At 53.7% G+C, this 18,810-nt stretch carries 17 protein-coding genes; 3 read left to right on the forward strand and 14 right to left on the reverse strand.

Annotation, left to right across the window (positions count from 1 at the left end):
* Nucleotides 1-8: 8 nt before the first annotated feature.
* Both glgA and glgB read right to left on the reverse strand, forming a co-directional pair.
* Nucleotides 9-1,445 carry a glycogen synthase GlgA gene (gene glgA, locus DYE26_RS06540; protein WP_036623059.1) on the reverse strand — a complete coding sequence of 479 codons (1,437 nt, stop codon included), beginning with the start codon at nt 1,443-1,445 and terminating at the stop codon, nt 9-11.
* Nucleotides 1,442-3,364, reverse strand: a complete 1,923-nt coding sequence (gene glgB / locus DYE26_RS06545) for a 1,4-alpha-glucan branching protein GlgB (protein ID WP_036623061.1) — start codon at nt 3,362-3,364, stop codon at nt 1,442-1,444. Before glgB ends, glgA begins: the two co-directional genes overlap by 4 nt.
* 182 nt (nt 3,365-3,546) lie before the next feature.
* On the opposite strand from glgB, the gene DYE26_RS06550 reads away from it, so the two are divergent.
* On the forward strand, nt 3,547-4,764 hold the full coding sequence (locus DYE26_RS06550; RefSeq protein ID WP_036623062.1) for a glucose-1-phosphate adenylyltransferase: 1,218 nt from the start codon (nt 3,547-3,549) through the stop codon (nt 4,762-4,764).
* Nucleotides 4,765-4,859: 95 nt separating this feature from the next.
* On the opposite strand, the gene DYE26_RS06555 is transcribed toward DYE26_RS06550, so the two are convergent.
* From DYE26_RS06555 to DYE26_RS06575, 5 genes are read right to left on the reverse strand one after another with little or no spacing between them, the layout of a single operon-like run.
* Complete coding sequence (locus tag DYE26_RS06555) at nt 4,860-5,405, reverse strand: GNAT family N-acetyltransferase (RefSeq protein ID WP_051985448.1); 546 nt, start codon at nt 5,403-5,405, stop codon at nt 4,860-4,862.
* A gap of 20 nt (nt 5,406-5,425) precedes the next feature.
* Nucleotides 5,426-6,931 carry a sensor histidine kinase gene (locus DYE26_RS06560; protein ID WP_051985449.1) on the reverse strand — a complete coding sequence of 502 codons (1,506 nt, stop codon included), beginning with the start codon at nt 6,929-6,931 and terminating at the stop codon, nt 5,426-5,428.
* Complete coding sequence (locus tag DYE26_RS06565) at nt 6,928-7,626, reverse strand: response regulator transcription factor (RefSeq protein ID WP_036623064.1); 699 nt, start codon at nt 7,624-7,626, stop codon at nt 6,928-6,930. Before DYE26_RS06565 ends, DYE26_RS06560 begins: the two co-directional genes overlap by 4 nt.
* Nucleotides 7,627-7,658: 32 nt before the next feature.
* The gene (locus tag DYE26_RS06570) at nt 7,659-8,915 is read right to left on the reverse strand and encodes a hypothetical protein (RefSeq protein ID WP_240534135.1); all 1,257 of its coding nucleotides are present in this window, start codon (nt 8,913-8,915) and stop codon (nt 7,659-7,661) included.
* 16 nt (nt 8,916-8,931) lie between these two features.
* The gene (locus DYE26_RS06575) at nt 8,932-9,666 is read right to left on the reverse strand and encodes a phosphonate ABC transporter ATP-binding protein (RefSeq protein WP_036623067.1); all 735 of its coding nucleotides are present in this window, start codon (nt 9,664-9,666) and stop codon (nt 8,932-8,934) included.
* A gap of 295 nt (nt 9,667-9,961) precedes the next feature.
* Here DYE26_RS06575 and DYE26_RS06585 point away from each other — a divergent pair, with 295 nt between their 5' ends.
* Entirely contained in the window at nt 9,962-10,879 is a 918-nt protein-coding gene (locus tag DYE26_RS06585; RefSeq protein ID WP_036623070.1) for an ArsR family transcriptional regulator, read from the forward strand.
* A 49-nt stretch (nt 10,880-10,928) separates the two neighbouring features.
* Nucleotides 10,929-11,699 (forward strand): HAD family hydrolase, encoded by a 771-nt coding sequence (locus DYE26_RS06590; RefSeq protein ID WP_036623071.1) that lies wholly within the window; start codon nt 10,929-10,931, stop codon nt 11,697-11,699.
* 302 nt (nt 11,700-12,001) lie between these two features.
* Here DYE26_RS06590 and DYE26_RS06595 read toward each other — a convergent pair whose 3' ends face one another.
* From DYE26_RS06595 to DYE26_RS34780, 7 genes are all read right to left on the reverse strand, one after another.
* Entirely contained in the window at nt 12,002-12,505 is a 504-nt protein-coding gene (locus DYE26_RS06595) for a DUF4358 domain-containing protein (RefSeq protein WP_082207776.1), read from the reverse strand.
* Complete coding sequence (locus tag DYE26_RS06600) at nt 12,502-13,620, reverse strand: DHHW family protein (RefSeq protein ID WP_036623073.1); 1,119 nt, start codon at nt 13,618-13,620, stop codon at nt 12,502-12,504. Before DYE26_RS06600 ends, DYE26_RS06595 begins: the two co-directional genes overlap by 4 nt.
* Nucleotides 13,621-13,665: 45 nt before the next feature.
* Nucleotides 13,666-15,072, reverse strand: coding sequence for an MBOAT family O-acyltransferase (locus DYE26_RS06605; protein WP_036623074.1), 1,407 nt, complete (start codon nt 15,070-15,072; stop codon nt 13,666-13,668).
* A gap of 54 nt (nt 15,073-15,126) precedes the next feature.
* On the reverse strand, nt 15,127-15,807 hold the full coding sequence (locus tag DYE26_RS06610; RefSeq protein WP_036623075.1) for a GDSL-type esterase/lipase family protein: 681 nt from the start codon (nt 15,805-15,807) through the stop codon (nt 15,127-15,129).
* A gap of 118 nt (nt 15,808-15,925) precedes the next feature.
* Nucleotides 15,926-17,755: a sensor histidine kinase gene (locus DYE26_RS06615; protein ID WP_036623077.1), complete on the reverse strand. Its 1,830-nt coding sequence runs from the start codon at nt 17,753-17,755 to the stop codon at nt 15,926-15,928.
* Complete coding sequence (locus DYE26_RS06620; RefSeq protein ID WP_036623079.1) at nt 17,749-18,429, reverse strand: response regulator transcription factor; 681 nt, start codon at nt 18,427-18,429, stop codon at nt 17,749-17,751. The genes DYE26_RS06615 and DYE26_RS06620 overlap by 7 nt, the downstream gene beginning before the upstream one ends.
* Nucleotides 18,430-18,433: 4 nt before the next feature.
* Entirely contained in the window at nt 18,434-18,751 is a 318-nt protein-coding gene (locus tag DYE26_RS34780) for a helix-turn-helix transcriptional regulator (RefSeq protein WP_051985450.1), read from the reverse strand.
* Nucleotides 18,752-18,810 lie beyond the last annotated feature (59 nt).

Below are 18,810 nucleotides of genomic sequence, written 5' to 3' on the forward strand. Positions count from 1 at the left end.
AAGCAAACTCAATCATTCGCCTTTATCGTCCGGTAAATATCGGCATACCGGGCGGCCGAAGCGCTCCAGCTGTAATCCCCGGCGAACGCGTTCGCCGCGATTTGGCTCCAGCGCTTAGGATCGCGGTAAAAGCCGGCCGCTCTGCGCAGCGTGTACAGCATATCGTGCGCGTTGTAATTGCGGAACGTAAACCCGTTCCCTTCGCCGGTAAATTCGTTATAGGCCCGCACCGTATCGTTTAACCCGCCCGTTTCCCGCACGACGGGCACAGCCCCGTACCTAAGCGCGAGGAGCTGGCTGATGCCGCAGGGCTCGAACCGCGAAGGCATGAGAAACAGATCGCTGCCGGCGTACATGCGGCGCGCCAGCGCGTCGTTGAATTTGATCTGGGCGGACATTTTACCGGGATGTCTGTGAGCGGCTTCCCGGAACCAATCCTCATATCCATGATCGCCTGTGCCCAGAAGGGCGAATTGAACCTCGTCCCCTTCCAGCCATTCGTCCAAAACCCGGATGACGAGATCGAGTCCCTTCGGCTCCACAAGCCGGGTGATCATCGAAACCAGCGGGATATGCGGCGCTACATTCAGCCCGAGCTCCTGTTGAAGCACGGGCTTGTTGGCCTGCTTTTGCGAGAGGTTGTTGCGGTAGCGGGCAAACAGCTCAAGATCGGTTTCGGGATTGTAGACGCTCTTGTCAATCCCGTTCACGATGCCGGTGAGCCGGCTTCCCAGCGACCGCAGCAGACCGTCCATGCCGTAGCCGTAATGCTCCGTTTTAATCTCCTCCGCATAGGTCGGGCTAACCGTCGTCACATGATCGGCGAACACGAGCCCGGCCTTCATAAAGCTGACATTGCCGTAATATTCCACGGCGTCCGCATGCAGGTAAGACTTCGGCAGTCCAAGTAAATCGCCAAGCACTTCGGGCGGAAATATCCCCTGGTACAGCAAATTGTGAACGGTGTAAACGGTCCGGATGCCTTGATGGAACGGGCTGTCTTGATAATGCTCCCTAAGCAGCAGCGGCACCATCGCCGTGTGCCAGTCATGGCAGTGAATGACGTCGGGGACGAATCCGATCAGCGGCAAAATTTCCAGCACCGCCCGGTTCAAAAAGGCGAAGCGCTCGCCGTCGTCCCAATGGCCATAAACGCCTTCCCGGCCAAAGTAATATTCGTTGTCGATAAAATAGACCGGCACGCCTTCCCAATTCAGGGCTTCCACGCCCCCGTACTGGCGGCGCCAGCCTACGGGGACGGTTACCGCTCCGAGATGCTTCATGCGCTCCGTATACTCCCCGGGGATTTCCCGGTATTTCGGAAGCACGATCCGCACATCATGCCCGGCGGCGGTCAAAGCTTTCGGCAGCGCTCCAATGACGTCGGCCAGACCTCCCGTTTTTATAAAAGGGGCCGCTTCCGCGGCGGCAAAGCAGATGTTCAACGTCTTCCCCTCCTTTTCGGTTTGGGCGAAACTTTACGCTTCCACACCGTCATGCTCAGCGGGGGAAGCGAAAGAACCAGGCTATAAGGCTGTTCATGCCAAGACAATCGTTCGCCGGCCGCCACCGGCTTAAGCGGATAACCGGAACCGCCGAAACCAGCGTCATCGCTGTTGAACACGAGCTCGTACCGCCCCGGCAGCGGAACGCCGACGCGGTACACGGGCCGCTCCGCCGGCTGAAAATTGAACAGCACAAGCAGCTGATCCTCTTTGCGTTTGCCTTTGCGCATATAACCTATGACGCTTTGCCCGGCATCATGCGGGTTAATCCATTGATACCCGTCCGGTTCGTGATCGAGCTGCCACAACGCCGGCTCCCGCAAATAAAAGCGGTTAAGGGCGGCGCTGTACCCGCGCATCAGACGGTGGGCTTCGTAATCGAGCAGAAACCAGTCGAGCTCGGCCTGATCCCGCCATTCGATGAATTGGCCGAATTCGCCGCCCATAAATATCAGTTTTTTCCCTGGAAAAGTGAACTGATACCCAAGCAGCAGGCGAAGTCCGGCAAACTTTTGTTCATATTCGCCTGGCATTTTGTCCAGCAGCGATTTTTTCCCATGCACAACCTCGTCATGCGACAAAGGCAGCGCGTAATTTTCGGAATAGGCGTACCACACCGGGAACGTCAGCAGATGATGGCGCCCGGGGCGGTCCGCAAACGGCGTCTCTATGTAATCCAGCGTATCGTTCATCCAGCCCATATTCCATTTATAGTTGAAGCCAAGCCCCCCGTCATGGGCAGGAGCCGTAACCATCGGCCAGGCGCTGGACTCTTCGGCCATCATCAGCGCGTGCGGGAAATAACGGAATACGATCGTATTCAACTGCCGCAAAAATTTGATCGCTTCCAAATTTTCCACGCCCCCGTATTCGTTTCGCGGGGCATCGCTTTTTTCGAAATCGAGCCGCAGCATGCTGGTCACCGCGTCCACCCGCAGCCCGTCGAAATGGTACATCTCCAGCCAATACAAAGCGTTCGAAATTAAAAACGACCGCACCTCCGGCTTGCCGAAATCGAAGCTGAGCGTCCCCCATCCCGGTTTTTCGGCTTTGGCGGGGTCGCCGTATTCAAACAGGGGCGTTCCGTCGAACCGCCGCAGGCCATGCGCGTCCTTGGCAAAATGCCCCGGCACCCAGTCGAGCAAAACGCCGATACCCGCCTGGTGGCAGCGATCCACAAAATACATCAAGTCCTGCGGTTTCCCGTAACGGCTGGTCGGGGCAAAATAACCGGTCGCCTGATACCCCCAAGATAGATCGTATGGATGCTCGGCGAGCGGCATAATCTCTATATGGGTGTATCCCATTTCCTTGACGTACGGAATCAGGAGGTCCGCCATCTCACGGTAGGTGTAAAACCGGCCCGCTTCCGCCTGCCGCCATGTTCCGAAATGGATCTCGTAAATGCTGATCGGCTTTTGGTACGGGGGCTTCCTGCTTTCCGTCCATGCTGCGTCCCCCCAGTCATATCCGTCCAGACGGGCGACGACCGAAGCGGTTTGAGGCCGGACTTCCGCGTGAAACGCGTAGGGGTCCGCCTTTAGAAACGTTGTGCCGTCCGCTGCCGCAATCGCCAATTTGTAAAATGTTCCATCATCGATTCCCGGAAAAAAACGAGTCCAAATTCCCGAATCGGGTATCTTATATAGTACATCGCGGTCTCCTCTCCATCCGTTCCAATCCGAAACGATGGAGACTTGGCATGCATTGGGAGCCCATACGGTAAAACGAACGCCGGGCCGTCCGTTCTCTTCGGTGAGGTGCGCGCCAAACGTACGGTAGCTTTGGTACAAGGTGCCCTCATGAAACAGATAAACATCGGTTTTCGAAACGGCCTGAGCCCAGGACGGTTCGGACATATCATCACCACCATTCAGCATTTTGCGGACGAAACTCAAGCAAACTCCCGATAAAGAAAAATTATGAGTTTTTTCCAAAAATTCATGTAATATTTTCTTTCTATTTCCATAATTTATTTCAACTACATTATATCCTTTAATGTATGTACTACACGGTCAAAAACATACGGGAGGGAAACGAAATGAGGAAAAAGAACTGTATTGCGATGCTGCTCGCGGGAGGGGAAGGGCGAAGATTGTCCCCGTTAACCGCCAAGCAGGCAAAACCGGCCGTGCCGTTTGGCGGGCATTACCGGATTATCGATTTTCCTCTCAGCAATTGCGTCAATTCAGGCATCGATACGATCGGGGTTTTGACTCAATACGAAGCGGCGTCGCTGCACGAGCACATCGGGGAAGGCGAACCCTGGATGCTGCCGCGGCCGGATGGCGGCGGAATATCTCTGCTTCCGTCCTCCAATGCGGGAACCTCGGAATATGCGGGAACGGCGGACGCCATATATAAGAACATCGCGTTCGTCGACGGGTATGCTCCTGAACATGTCCTCATTCTTTCGGGGGATCATATTTACCATATGGACTACCGCCAAATGCTGAATTTTCACTTAAGCCATGGGGCCAAGGCGACCATCTCCGTTATGACGGTTCCTTGGGAAGAAGCGCATCGTTTTGGCATCATGTCCAAGGACGAAAAACAGCGGATCACCGAATTCGCCGAGAAGCCGAAGCAGCCGGCAAGCAATCTGGCTTCGATGGGCATTTATTTGTTTAACTGGGGGTATTTGAAGCGGCATCTGCTGGAGGATGCCGAAGATCCTGCTTCCAGCCATGACTTCGGGAAGGATCTGATTCCCAAAATGCTTGCCGGCTCGGATCCGCTGCATGCCTACGAGTTTCAGGGATACTGGCGGGATGTGGGGACGGTCCACAGCTTATGGGAAGCCCATATGGATTTGCTTGAGGAAAGCTCGGATTGGCAGCTTCATAAGACAAACTGGCCGATGTATACGCGGGAAATGCCGGCGGTTCCGGTTCCTCCCAAAAAACGGGTTAACCCCAACGGTTCATTAATCCACGATGGCTGCGCGCTGGAGGGTCATGCCGAACGTTCAGTCATTTTCGGAGGAACGGAAATCGGACGAAACACCCGAATTAAGGACAGCGTCATTATGCCCGGCGTAAAAATCGGGCGAAACGCGGTGATCGAGCGGGCGATTATCGGCGAGGGCGCCATCATCAAGGATGGCGCGGTCGTGAAGGGAACGGCGTCCGAAATCGCGGTGATCGGGCCGCGCGAAACGGTATTGGCAAAACCCGCCGTTCTTCCCCAGCCTTCCAGGCTGCTGCAGGAGGTCTACGAAAATACGGCCCGGCTGCGGGCGGAAGGCCTGCTGTCCTGACGGGTTTTTTATAGGCAATCTCATTAACGGAAAAAAAAGGGGCCATCCTCGCAAGTACACGAAAAGTGTGCTTGCGGGATGCCCCTTTTCAAGGATTAAGCTTGGTCGTAAATAGCCGGAGCCAACTGATACAAATTAAATTCGCGGCCATCATCCTTCCGCCCCGTACCCTGCAGGCGAAAGCCAAGCTCTTGATAAAGCCGATTCAGCTTTACGTTTTGGTTCCAGCAATCGAGACGAAGTCCGGAGCGCCCCAAAACCTTAGACCGCTTGGCGGCAAAGCTTAGGATTTCACCGCCCAGCCCCTGGCCGCGGTAAGGCAAGCGGACCGTAAGCCGGTGCAAATAACTGTATCCGGGGATGTTCAGCGCCCCCCAATAATCGGGATCCGAATCCTGCAGCGTAAACATGGCTGCCGGCTCCCCTTCCCTGGTCAACAGATATATTTCCCGTTCATCATAGTAGGAACGAATCAAGTCCGGAGTAAACTGCTCGGGGTTCCACTGCTTGACGCCGCCGGTTTGCATCCAGTTCGCCGCCTCGACGAGCATTAGCCGTACCGTTTCCAAGTCGCCCGGCTTGGCGAGCGTGACTGAGAAGTCCCCGCCGCGCGTAATTACCGTTCCTACCCTGTCAATCATTTTGTTTCCCCCCTTTTCGGTCAAGCCTGATCATCGTTTTCCGCGGCGAGCGAACGGCCCGCTTCACCGTCTGCAGACGATTCGTCTTCCGGCGCGGCGGAAGCGGTAACGTCCGATGCTTCCGCGTCTTCGGCTACGGGAAGCGTCACCGCCACGGTTGTGCCGACGCCGAGCTCGCTGTGAATCTCCATCACCCCATGATGCAGCTCCACGATCTGCTGGCTGATGGCCAGGCCCAGCCCGGTTCCGCCTCCCTGGTGGTTGACCTGGAAGAAGCGGTCCTTCACTTTGTGCAAATACTCCTCGCTGATGCCGATCCCGGTATCGACCACTTCCACCATCGCCCGGCCGTCCTCTTTTACGCTGATCACCAGGTGAATCCAGCTCTGCTCATGGGAAAATTTAATCGCATTATCGACGATATTCAGGAATACTTGCTTAAGCCGATTGCCGTCCCCGCTGACGATGACGGTCCTGTCGGTACGTTCCTCCAGCTTCAGCTGGATTTGCTTCTGTTCCGCTTTGGCCCATACGTTAAGCATCGTTTCCTGAATCAGCTCTTTTAAATTGACGTGCCCGATGACCAGCTTCATTTCATTTTGCTGCAGCTTGGAAAAATCGAGAATTTCCTCGACCAGCCCGATTAACCGGTTGGTCTCCTTGGCGATGATCCCCATTCCGAGCTTCGTTTCTTCCGGATCGAAGCCCCCGGACGTGAGCGTTTCGCTCCACCCTTTAATGCCGGTCAGCGGCGTTCTGAGCTCGTGCGAGATCGAAGATATGAACTCGTCCTTGATCTGATTGCTGCGTACGATTTCTTCCGCCATATAATTGAGCGTTGCCGCCAGTTCGCCCAGCTCGTATTTGTAGTTGCCCCTGATCCTGGCGTCGAATTTGCCCCGTGCCATTTGCGCGGATACGTCGCGAATATTGTTAATGGGCTTAACGATCGAGTTGGCGAGCCCGATGCTGAACAGCGTCACAAGCGCAAGCACGGCGGCAGCTACCCCGATGGATAAAAAGGTCAGGTTCAGCAGCTTGGAATTAACGCGCTCGAGCGATGTGACAAACCGGGCGATATACTGCGTTTGGCCTTGAATCTGCAGCGGGCGCGAGACCGCCATCACCGCTTCGCCGGTGCTCGGCTGCCGGCCGATCCATTTCCCTACGCTGCCGGCCAGCGCTTGCGGGACATCGCCCGTCTGGATCGCTTTGTCCGCCTGGAAGGCGTTGGTGCTCGCTTTGACTTCTCCGTTACGGTCCAAAATCATCAATTCGGTATTGTCCAGCTCAAAAGTGCGCAGCATCTCGGTAAAATAATCGGGATCGCGTTCGGAGTTCAGACGCACGAATTGTTGGAAAAAATCCGAGGCCCATTTGGAATGGTTGGCCATATGGTTGTAAATCGTATCGTAATAATACGATCGGATGGCTACCGTGAAAATAATTTCGACCATAAACAGCGTCACGAATACAACGATAAAGTAATGCAGAACGATTTGCCGTCCGATCCCTTTCTTGATCATTGTCCCTCGCCTTTCCACTTATAACCGTGCCCCCACACGGTCTGCAGGAAAGCCGGTTCGGACGGATTGCTTTCGATTTTTTGCCGCAGCCTGCGGATATTTACGTCCACGATTTTCGGATCGCCCATGTATTCCTTGCCCCAGACGTGGTCAAGCAGAGAATCCCGGCTCAGCGGCATATTCTCCTTCTCGAGGAAATACTGAATGAGCGAAAATTCCGTAGGCGTCAGTTCGATCAACTGCCCGTTTTTCTTAAACTGCTTGGAAATCAAATCCAGCGTAAACGGCCCCGACGTAAACATGACTTTAGCGCTGCTCTCCCGGTATACGTTAACCCGGCGCAGCAGCGAATGGATCCGCGCGATCAGCTCGGTCGGGCTGAACGGTTTGCTGACGTGATCGTCGGCTCCGACGGACAAGGCGTATACTTTGTCCTGTTCCTGCACTTTGGCGGTCAGGAAAATAATCCCGATCCGTTCGTTGGTCTCGCGGATCCGGCGGCACACCTCAAACCCGTCAATCCCCGGAACCATCACGTCGAGCAGCGCGATGTCGATATCCGGCACGCTCTGCAGCTTGCTCAGCGCTTCGTGGCCTTCCGCCGCCTCCAGCACCTCGAACCCGTTCCGCTTCAAATTGATGACGATAAAGCTGCGGATGGATTCTTCATCCTCCAAAATCAATACCTTGCTCAATGGTAAGACCTCCCTCTCTATCCGAAAACGGCTTAACGTTTGATTTCCGTCTCGCCTTTATTCACCTTCAAATCCGTATGGCTAAGGAAGCCGATCACTCTGTCGGTATCCTGCGCCAGGAACTGCCAATCCGCTTTGTTCTTCTCCCACTCGGAAAGCGTAAAGAAACGAATTTCCGCCACCACCTCGTTCGTGTCGGTTTTGACAAACCAAAGATGCTCGTTTTTATCCGATTTGGTATCGATCGTCACATTGCCGCGCCATTCCTTCGGAAAATTGAAATAAAAGCGGCCCGCCATATCCATATACTGCTGCATCACGGATTTCAGACCGTCTTTTTCATCCCATTGGTAATAGGTAAACAGCCAGGGGATTTCATCAAAAGAGATGTATTCCCAGCCCTTCGGCTTCTCGAGCATGCCGACTTCCAGCACGCCGTCGTTATTCACGTCTCCGCTCATAATCGGATAACCCTTCAGCGTCATATCCTGCGACGGAAGCAGATTCACGAACTGGCCGTCCTTCATGACGATGATGGTGGAGAAAGCCGAATGAGTCCCGACGGACGCGTCGAGAATGATCCCTTTGAGTTTTGGGGTAATATTCCCGCTGACCGCGTTGTAATAATCGCTGACCGGATCGTTCAGCTCCAGTTGGCTGAGCTGCTGAAAGGATCCGTCCGCATACTGGTAAGCCGTCACCGTGGCGAACTGCTGGCGCTTCAAGCTCACCACCGTGATATCCGGTTGACCGTCCTGATTGAGATCGTCGACCATGAAATAGTCGTACGGCAAAGCCATCATTTTTTCAACGGCTCCCTCATGGTAGGAATATACGGTTAATCCCTTTTGCAGTCCATCGCCTCCATTGGAGAAGCCGGCGATAATCTCCAGGTTCCCGTCTCCGGTCAAATCCAGCACGTCAAACGTCTCCAATTCCTGGCCTTCACCGTCAAAGCGGGCTTTCAGCGCCCAGGTATCCTTCTCGCGCTCCAGAATCATCCCGTGAATCCGCACGGCTTCATCCGGCGTTTGGTAGAACACCACCGCCTCCTTGACCCCGTCGTTGTTCAGGTCGGGAGTGCGGATCGAGCTGCTGTTGCGCACATCCCGGGGCGAGATGATTTCTCCCCCTTTCAGCTCCGATTTGATGACGCTGATCAGGGACGCCTTATCCGAGGACAACTGCGGCGTTTGCATCAGCGATTTCGGGTCGCTGATAAAACTGCAGCCGCTTAACACCATTAGTAAAAAAAATCCAGCAATAACGGTGCACCATCGTTTTGCCAACATCATATCACTCTTTTCATGCCAAATCGATCAGCCTTTTCTCTTCCGGCAGCAGCCTTCTTCCGGAAACGTCGATTTTAAGCTCTCCATCGCGTATGCCCCAGATACGGGTGCAGAAGCGTTCCGCCAAGTCCAGCGGCAGCGCCGCCACGACGATTTTGCCCTGCTCCTTGCAAAGGGCCTTCAGCGTGTTCAATACGCGCTCGGCCGACTTCGGATCCAGCCCGACGGCCGGTTCGTCCGCCGCGATAAACCCAGCGCCGTGCACGAGCGCCCGGCATATGGCCACGCGCTGGCGTTCGCCGCCGCTCAGCTTGCCGGCTTTCACGTGGGCTTTGTCCAGCAGGCCGAACTTCTCCAGCTCGTCCATCGCGCCCATATAATCGTCCGAACGCACCATACCGGTCAGGCGGCGAAGCAGCGGCGTTTGCCCGGCCTGTCCGATCAGGACGTTTTTAAGCGCCGTTTTTTCGGGAAACAGCGAAGGGTTTTGCTCCAGGTAAGCGCATTTGGAGCGGTACTTTTGCGAACCGCCGCCACCGCCGCTGATCACCTGGTCGCCGTCCCACGTATAATCCCCGCGGTTCCAGCGCTCCCGCAGCGCTAAACAGCGCAGCAAAATGCTTTTGCCGCTGCCGCTGGGCCCGACCACGCCGATCATTTCCCCGCCTTCAAACTGAACGGTAATGTCGCGGAGCACTTTTTTCTTATTTCCATCCACCGATTTGTGCAAGTGGTTCACTCTGATCATGGGTCCGATTCTCCTTTTTTACGATGCCAACCGCTTTTTTTCTCTACCTTTAAGTGTATTGGAAAAGCCGGCGAAAATCCATTACAGCATGTTCATATTTGCCGATTTTTTGACCGGCGCTGCTTTCCGGATTAAAATGGAAGGCAGGGAAAAAGAAAAAATCGCCAATAATCATTGACGATGTCCTGCCGTTTTGCTGATTTGTTCATGAATCCTTAAACATTATAGTAGACAATCCCCCGTCAAACAAGCCATAATGAATTTGTATGCAAAGATTTCTGGGAGGTATCTTGTCATGGCTTATGATGTGAAGGTAGATTACTCTCTGGTCTACGAACTGCTCAGCAGCTTTATGATATATACGACGCGGAAATGGGTGAACAATCTCGATGTCGGAGCGGAATGGATCGAGGAGATTCAGAACCGCTTCAATCCGGAGGTCCGGCAACGGTTCGCGGAAGCCGCCGGCTACCCCTTTTCCGATTACGACGTGTTGTACGTTTGGGTTCTGGAACGCGGAAAGGCGGATGACGTTCTTTCCTTTTTGAACGAAACGGCCGAAGCCGAAGCAAACGCGCTATGGCAGAAAACAAAATCCTATATTCCCGATGTGACTTGTGAGGCAATCGTTAGAATTCGCGACAATTACATCCCTTTGTTAAAAACGTGGCACCAGGTTTATTTCCGCGACGTAGAGCCGCAACTGCTCCCTCTTCTGGAAGAAGACGCGGCGGAGAAAAACGCGCTCCTGAAAAAAATGGACACCGACGCGCTGATCGAATACGCTTCCGGCGGTCTCGTGCTGGAGCCGCAAAGACCGGTCTCCCAAGTGGTTCTCACGCCGTCCACCCATTTCCGGCCGATCAATACATACGTCTTCTACCGCGATGTCCTGTTCATTCAATATCCGCTGGACATCCCGGAAGTCGACGAGGACGAGCCGCCGGTCGTGTTAAAGCGGTTGACCCGGGCGCTCGCCAAGCCGGAGCGGCTGCGGCTTCTCCGCTATGTGGCGGACGAACCGAAATCGATCTACGAAATGCTGCATGACTTAAACGAAAGCAAAGAGGATTTGATGCATGACCTCATGCGGCTTCGGGTGGCCGGGCTGCTGCGCATCCACTTGGTCGACCAGGATATCGAAAAATTCAGCATCCGCCCGGACGGCGCCGCCGAGCTGCAAATTTTCCTGGAGTCTTATATCCGTTTGTAATGCAGGCGGCAACAGAGAAAGTTTTACTTGGATAAAGGAGTGACCTGCTGTGAACACGCGGACCAAGCGGCAACACCTTATTTTTGATCTCGACGATACCTTGATTCATTGCAATAAATATTTCGATTTGATCCTGGAGCAATTCGCCGAGCTACTCGTCGATTGGTTTAAAGGGAATCCGGTCACCGCCGCGGAAATCCGCGACAAACAGACCGAAATCGATGTGGCCGGCGTGCACCAAATCGGATTTTCCAGCTCCCATTTTCCGGAATCGCTCGTCGAAACGTACCGCTATTTTTGCCGTATCTACGGCCGCAAGGCGCTGCCGGAAGAAGAACAACGGCTGATGAAGCTGGGGCTCAGCGTCTACGAGCATCCGGTCGAGCCTTACCCCGGCATGGTCGAAACGCTGAATCTGCTGCGCAGCCAGGGGCATGAGCTTTTGTTGTACACCGGAGGCGAGACCGCTATCCAGCAGCGGAAAATCGAACAGATGAAGCTGGCCGAGTTCTTCGAGGACCGCATATACATCCGCCAGCACAAAAACGCGGAAGCGCTCGAGGAAATTTTACGTTCCCGTTTCTTCGACCGGACCAGCACCTGGATGATCGGGAACAGTCTGCGCACCGATGTAATGCCCGCCTTATCCGCCGGAATCAACGCCGTTTACATCAAAATCCCAAATGAATGGCTGTATAACATCGTTGAGCTGCAGCAGGAGAGCAATTCGAACATGCATACGGTGTCCTCGCTCGAGGAAGTGCCACGGATTATTTTTGATCACATCCATCAGATGAAACGGCAAAAACGGACCCTATAACAAGGTCCGTTTTGTTGTTCGGAAACGAGTCTCACCCACCGGGTCCCTGATCCCCCACCAAAATAAAGGTAATTTTAGCCCTTATTTGGGCGAATTGTGTTTTTTCGATTTAATAGAGGAACAAAATGTCCTTATTTCCCTTGGGAACCTTATAATCCCATGCTTTTTTTCGCCTCCACCCCAAAGTAAAGCCAAAAAAGTCCCTTATTTTTCCTATAGTCGCGGATTTTCCAAAATAAGCCCCTTTTTTACCGTTATTTTTGGCAGAGCAAGGAATATCACTCTCCTGTGCCTTATTGTCCTCAGGTGTCCGTCACCGCGTCGAAAGCCTGCTCCATTTGGTCAACCCCGGCCGAGACCGCAAATAGGATAAACGGCCCTTTCGTCTTTAGCACATGCTTTTCGAGCAAAAAATATTGTTCCGGACGATAGTCTTTAAATTTGGCGGTTTGCGCGGCAATTCTTTCCTCGATTTTCGCCATGACGCGGTCCGCTTCGCTTTCGTCCTTAAGCCGGACGATCAGCAATTCGTCCGCTTCCACGTTCGATGACGCCGTATAGAGCACAAAATCCGCGACCTCTTCGCCGGAGATATGATACAGCTTTTGCAGCTTTTTCATATCCCTTTGCTCCATACTCTCCAAGTTAACCGATTGTTCGATTCGCTCGCCCACATCGGCCGCCGTCAGGTTCCCGGTTCCCTTTTCCCTTTCGGCGCACCCCGCCAAAATGCCGGTCATGACGATAAGCGCCAGCAGAGTGGAACCGAACACGAACGTTTTTGTTCCCTGCATATATCTATTCATTTTATCATCTCCGATAAGTTCTTAATGGACGGATCCGCAAAAAACGTATTGATATTATAAAGCACCAGCATGTCATCAATCTCCCGTTCCCGTATTAGCGCAAGCAAATCGCCGTCATAATACCGCAGGTCCACAACATAAATCTCGCTGAAATGCCCCGTCAAAAAAGGAATCAAGCTGTTGGCATACGAGTCCTTCACGACCAGCAGCTTTTTTCCCGCCGGATGAGCCGGCGACGTGATTTTTACCAGCGCATGGTTGCCGTTCAAAAAGACTGCATATTTGTCCTTCTTGCTTAAGTTCTCCAACGCATACAGAGAATTGGTAGTCTGCTCTTCGTCGACATATTCAACTGTTTCGTTCTCTTTCTCCTTTGGCAGCCAAAGAGCGATTCGATCAGGCCGTAAATGCCTGAAGCCGCTCTGCGAATACAGCGATCCGTAGAAATCATCCGCGGCCTGCCAGATCTCGAAATCTTCCGCTTCTTGGGGGGTCATCCCCATTTGCCTGCATAACTCCCGGTATGCGTAATAAGCGCCCAAGGTCGTCCAGTGGTGGTCCGTCTTGTAGTAAAGATACTCATGGCGTTTGTCGTACAGCGCCGGGTAGACGTCGACAAAGCGCGCGAAGCGGCTGAGCGCATTCCGCATTTTGTCCAAAAAGGCAAGCTCGCTGCCGGCCGGAGCGAATGCCGGAAGCTTGTCCTCGTTCAGTGTTATGGAGGTAGGTGCCAGCATTACGTAGGTGTGCAGGCCCGGCGCCGCGGAAATAAACGTTCGGATCGCCTCCGCGTTCTCCTCCACCTCCCCTACTGCCGGCGGAGAGAACCGCTGAATCAGGTAACCGTCTTTGCCCAGGTAAACCCCGCCGTTTTCCTTTTGCCCCATCGCCCGGGCCGTATCGGATTTCGCGCCAACCCAGAAATCCCGGAAAGGAAATTGGTCGGACATGTACTTCTCGTAATTGGCCATAAACTTCCCCGAAGCCAAATGCTGCAGCGAAAGATCCGGCCTTGGCTCGAGCATCCGGTTTTCCGCTGCGGAGAATTCGCGGTCCGGCGTTAGAATCTCCAGAGCCGGCAAGGCGCATATAAATGCCAGCAGCAGAACAGCCATGGCTTGTTTATACCATTTCAGGTTTCGCCGCCTCCCTTCCTGACACTAAAAACGAAAATATAAAAACGGATTATAGGTTTCATTGACTAAATACGCCGTGGATAAAAACAACAGCAGCAGGTGCGTACCCAAAGCCGCGGCGCTGCCCCAATGCCCCCGTCTCCTCCGGAAACGCAGCAGCAGAAGGCGCGGTAACGGCGTTGCGCATAACATGAGCAGGATCAGCCAGCCGGAATAGGCGGACAGATCGTAAAGCGCCTGACGATCGGCAAGGCCATGCGCGCCGAACCCGAACATCGTTCCGAGAAAATGGGCAGCGATCCCCAGGTTTTCGTATTCGAAAAACACCCAGCCGATGATAACAGCCGCCAGCGTATAGACGTGTCCGGCAAAACGCGGGAGCCGGTGCAGCCCTTTTAGCAAAAACAGCTTTTCGAACGTAACCAGGCAGCCGAAATAAAGACCCCAGACGATAAAATTCCAGCTCGCTCCATGCCACAATCCGGTTAAAAACCACACCGCAAGCAGGTTGCGCAGCTGCTTGGGCAGGCCTTGCCGGTTGCCGCCGAGCGGAATGTAGACATACTCCCGGAACCAGGAGCCCAGGGAAATATGCCATCTGCGCCAAAATTCCGTGATGCTCCGGGATATATACGGATAATTGAAGTTTTTCATAAATTCAAACCCGAACATTTTTCCGAGACCGCGGGCCATATCGGAATATCCGCTGAAATCGAAGTAAATTTGCAGGGCAAACGCCGCAATCCCGAGCCAGGCGGAAAGCACGCTCAGCTCCCCCGGCGGCGCCGCTTTGACATTCGCCCACAGCAGGCCGATATTGTTGGCCAGCAGCACTTTTTTGGCGAGACCGCGGATAAACAATTCCGCTCCCGCGCCAAACCGGCCAAGCGTCATGCGGCGGGAAACTAATTGCCGGGCGATGTCGCCGTATTTGACGATCGGACCGGCCACAAGCTGCGGGAACATCGCCACGTAAGCGCCAAAAGCGATCGGACTGCGCTGCGCAGGCACTTTGCCGCGATAGACGTCGATGACATAAGACATCGTTTGGAACGTATAGAAGGAGATGCCCACCGGCAGCGGAAGATCGGCCGCAGGCAAGCCTAAATGCAACAACCGTTTCAAGTTGTCGATGGCAAATCCGGCGTATTTGAAAAAGCACAACAGCCCTAAATTGCCTGCAATGGAGCCGATAAAGATCGCCCGGGCGAGCGCTTTGCGCTCCCGGTACTTCTCGATCAGCAAGCCATTGGCATAGTCGAACACGGTCGAAAAGATCATGATGAAAATATATAACGGCTCCCCCCAAGCGTAAAATACCAGGCTTGCCCCGAGCAGGACACCGTTTCGAAACCGTTGGGGCGACAAATAGTAGATAAGTATCGTAGCCGGCAAAAAATAAAACAGGAAGATCAGACTGCTAAATACCAACACTCATCCCCCCTGCCTCGCTGGATCGGCGGGGACGGAAGTACATGGCCGCCGTCACTCCACTCGGCCCTTCAAAGCGTCCAGCATTAGCGTATAGAACCCCTGCCTAAAGTGAATGCCGTCCGTATCGTACAGCTCCGGATGATCCGCGAGAATCGGGGTCAAATCGACAAACGCGGCTTGCTCCTTGGCGGCCATCTCTTTCAGTTTCTCATTAAAATCGGAGATGTTTTGGTAGCGGGGCTCTTTCTCCCGCGCCTCATCCGTAACGGGAGTTACCGACAAAACCGTAATGTCGGCCTGCGGAAGCTTATTTTTGATCGCTTCGATCAAGGCGGTGTAATGCTTAACCGCGTATTCCTGCGGGTTATCCGTCGGCCAGAGGATGTCATCCGAACCCAACTGGATAAAAATATGCTCGGGATTTCTCCGCATCAGTTCGTCGAGATCCTCCATCGCGAATTCCGCTGTTTTTCCCGCACCGGCCAGTACGTTCTCTTCATCCAGCACATCATGATACGACAAGCCTTCCGTGATGGAATCCCCCAGAAATACGCTGCTTTGAAACCGCGAAGCGAGCGTGGCTTGCGCTGCATCCGCGGAAATCTCCACTTGCGCCTGTCCGGCTGAAACCGGATTGCCGGAAGCCGGGTGTGGCTCTCCTTCTTGTTGTCCGCACGCCGCAAGCGATATTAAAGCGATCCCGGCCAACAAAATACAGAGCGTCTTTCTCATTTTCGTTCACATTCCTCTCAGGTTGTTTTTCTTTCGCACCTTGATAGGATAGTTGAGAGAAATGCAGACCAGGTGCAGATCAAATCAATATAAGTTAAAAAAGCGCAGAACCGAAGCTCTACGCTTGTTTGCGCAAATAAAAGTAAAATAAAACCCCATCCGCCGTATTCGCCACGCCAAAGGGCAGACCGTGCAGCTCCAATATTTTTTTGGCGATCGCCAGGCCCAGCCCAGTTCCGCCGGTCGAAGGATTTCGGGAAGGCTCCCCGCGGTAAAAGCGATCCCACACCTTTTCCAACTGCGCCTCCGGGATATGAACACCGCGGTTCTCCACGCTCACCTTTACGGAATCCGCCTCTTCGGCAGCCGTGACGAGGATGGATTCCCCTACCGGCGTATAACGAATCGCGTTGGTCAGGAAATTGACCAAAACCTGCTCAATGCGGTGCCGGTTGGCCACGACTTCGGCCTGCGCCATTCGAGTCGACAGCCGCAGCCGCTTGTCCGCGAGCTCCGGGGCCAGTTTACCGCAAACCCGCTCGATCGCATGGCCGATTTCAAACGGTTCCTGCTGCATTTTGTACGTGCCCGACTCGTATTTCGCCAGCTCCAGCATATCCGCGATTGATAAGATCATGCCGTTTACTTCTTCTTCCATCGCCGCAAAATAATAGTCCCGCTTATGGCCGGCCACCCCGTCCTTGAGTACGGCCAAACAGCTTTGGATGACGCTCAGCGGAGTTTTCAGCTCATGCGACACTCCGGCGATAAACTCCTTCCGCGTGTGCTCCAATTGCTTTTCCTTCTCAATGTCCCGCTCCAGCTGCAGAATATGAGAATTTAACCGCTCGGACAGCTCGTTGATGCTGGCGGACAGTTGTCCCACTTCATCCTTGCCGCTCACCGGCAGCTTCTCGGAGAAATCGAGGCGGGCGATTTTTTGCGTGGTCCGGTTGATGCGCAGCAAAGGCCGGGCAATCCGGGTGGAAAAGTATAGCGAGGCCAGCACCGCGAGCAGCAATGCGGCGATTACAATATAAACGTAATAATTTTGCATCACCGCTGCGGCTTCGCTGACGGGTTGAAGCGACGTCAGCGCGAAGATATAAGAGGACTTGCCTTCCCGATCCTGGATACGCTCCACGAACAACTTATAGTTCACATCGTTTTCCGCAAAATTCATCACCTCGCCGTTTCCGTCAACGGCGAAATCACCGTACAGCAGGTCCGCCTGAAAAGCTTTGACCCGCTCCAGAAACAAACGGTTCGTATAACGGGAGACGCCGGCTCCTTCCGGCAGCGCAAGTTTCGTGATCGTCCCCTGGACCAGCGCCGAAGGATATTTTTCATGATATTGCACCGGGCTCTCAAAGCGCGGGACAACCTCGTATTCCTTATTGGCCAGCAGCGTATTTTCCAGACGGTTTTCCTCTCTTAAGCCGGAAACGCCCCTGGCCATCCGCTGCGGAATCAGGCGCCCCTTCATCATAAGACCCTCGATCGCGATCGGCTGGCCTTCCTGGACCCAGGTACCGCCGAAAGCGTACAGCGGATTGTCGGCGCTAAAATCGTCCACATTCGCCACAGTGTAAAGCGGAATCGTCAGCGTTTGGCCGTCAAGGTCAGGGAAACCTTCAGCCTGTTCCAGCCGGACCTCCATCTCAAAATCGGCGGAGTACTGCAGATACCCCATTTCGTCCAACGCCGCGATCCAGATGTTATGCTCCCGGTAAAATTTCTGCTCCAGTTCGGCCGCGGCGTTTGGTTTCCCGCCCGTTTTCATGTAGTCCTGCTTGAACGTTTGAACGGCGGCCTTGACGTCCGACACTTTTTGATGCATATAAAATTGTTTGAAAAACACGGTTTGCGCGGCGAAAATCATTGCAACGAGAAATAGGCAAAGCGCCGTCGTCAGCAAAAACAGCTTGAGGACGATTCCTTTTAACATGGCCGATCCTCAAATTTGTACCCGGCGCGTACCACGGTCACGATGCATTGGGCCTTGTCGCCCAATTTCGCCCGCAAATTGCGCATATGGCTGTTGATCGTCCGTTCATCGCCGGGAAAATCGTATCCCCATATTTTCGCCATCAATTGCTCCCGAGTCACGATCGTCCCTTTGTTTTTCGTGAGGTACGCTAAAATTTCGAATTCCGTGTACGTTAGACTGCAGTCTGCCCCGTCAATCGTTACTGAGCGGGAAGGCAGGTGCAGCGCGATCCCGGCCCCACCCAAAGTGTCCTTTTCTTGCCCGGGCATATGGCGAGGTTCCAGAAAACGTTTGGCCCGGGCCAGCAAAACAGGCGGGCTGCACGGCTTGACGACGTAATCGTCCGCGCCCAGCTCGAAGCCGAGCAAGGTATCGTCCTCGTCCGAACGGGCCGTCAGCATGATGACCGGAACGTCCGACACCTTGCGGACCCGCCGGCACACCGCCCAGCCGTCCAATTCAGGCAGCATGATGTCGAGAATGATCAATTGGACTTTATGCTGTCCGAACAATGCCAGCGCCTCTTTCCCGTCACCCGCCTCCAATACCTTGTATCCTTCATTAAGGAAGTAATCTTTGATAATTTCCCGTAAAAGAAGCTTATCTTCGACAATCAGAATTGTTTTTGACATGGTTCTACCTCTCGTTATGTATTGTGCTTTTGGATTTGCGGTATTCCTTGGGTGTTTTTCTATAATGCTTTTTGAAGGACTGAATGAAATGATTGGCATGGTTGAAACCCACTCTACGGGCTATTTCTGAAATCGTACAGTCCGTATCAACCAATAATTCGGTGCTTTTTTTGATGCGATATTTAATTAAATAGTCATAAGGAGTCGTATGCAGTGTTTTCTTGAAACTGCGGTTGCACTCAGAGACACTCAGATGCGCGGCTTCGGCAATTTCCGGTAAAGTGATGCTGTCGGCGTAGTTCTGATGGATATAACTGATCATTAATTGAATTCTTTCTTGCTGTTGTTTGAATATTTAGGCGATTCCTCGGAAGAAAGCGT

This window comes from Paenibacillus macerans, assembly GCF_900454495.1.
Lineage (GTDB): Bacteria > Bacillota > Bacilli > Paenibacillales > Paenibacillaceae > Fontibacillus > Fontibacillus macerans.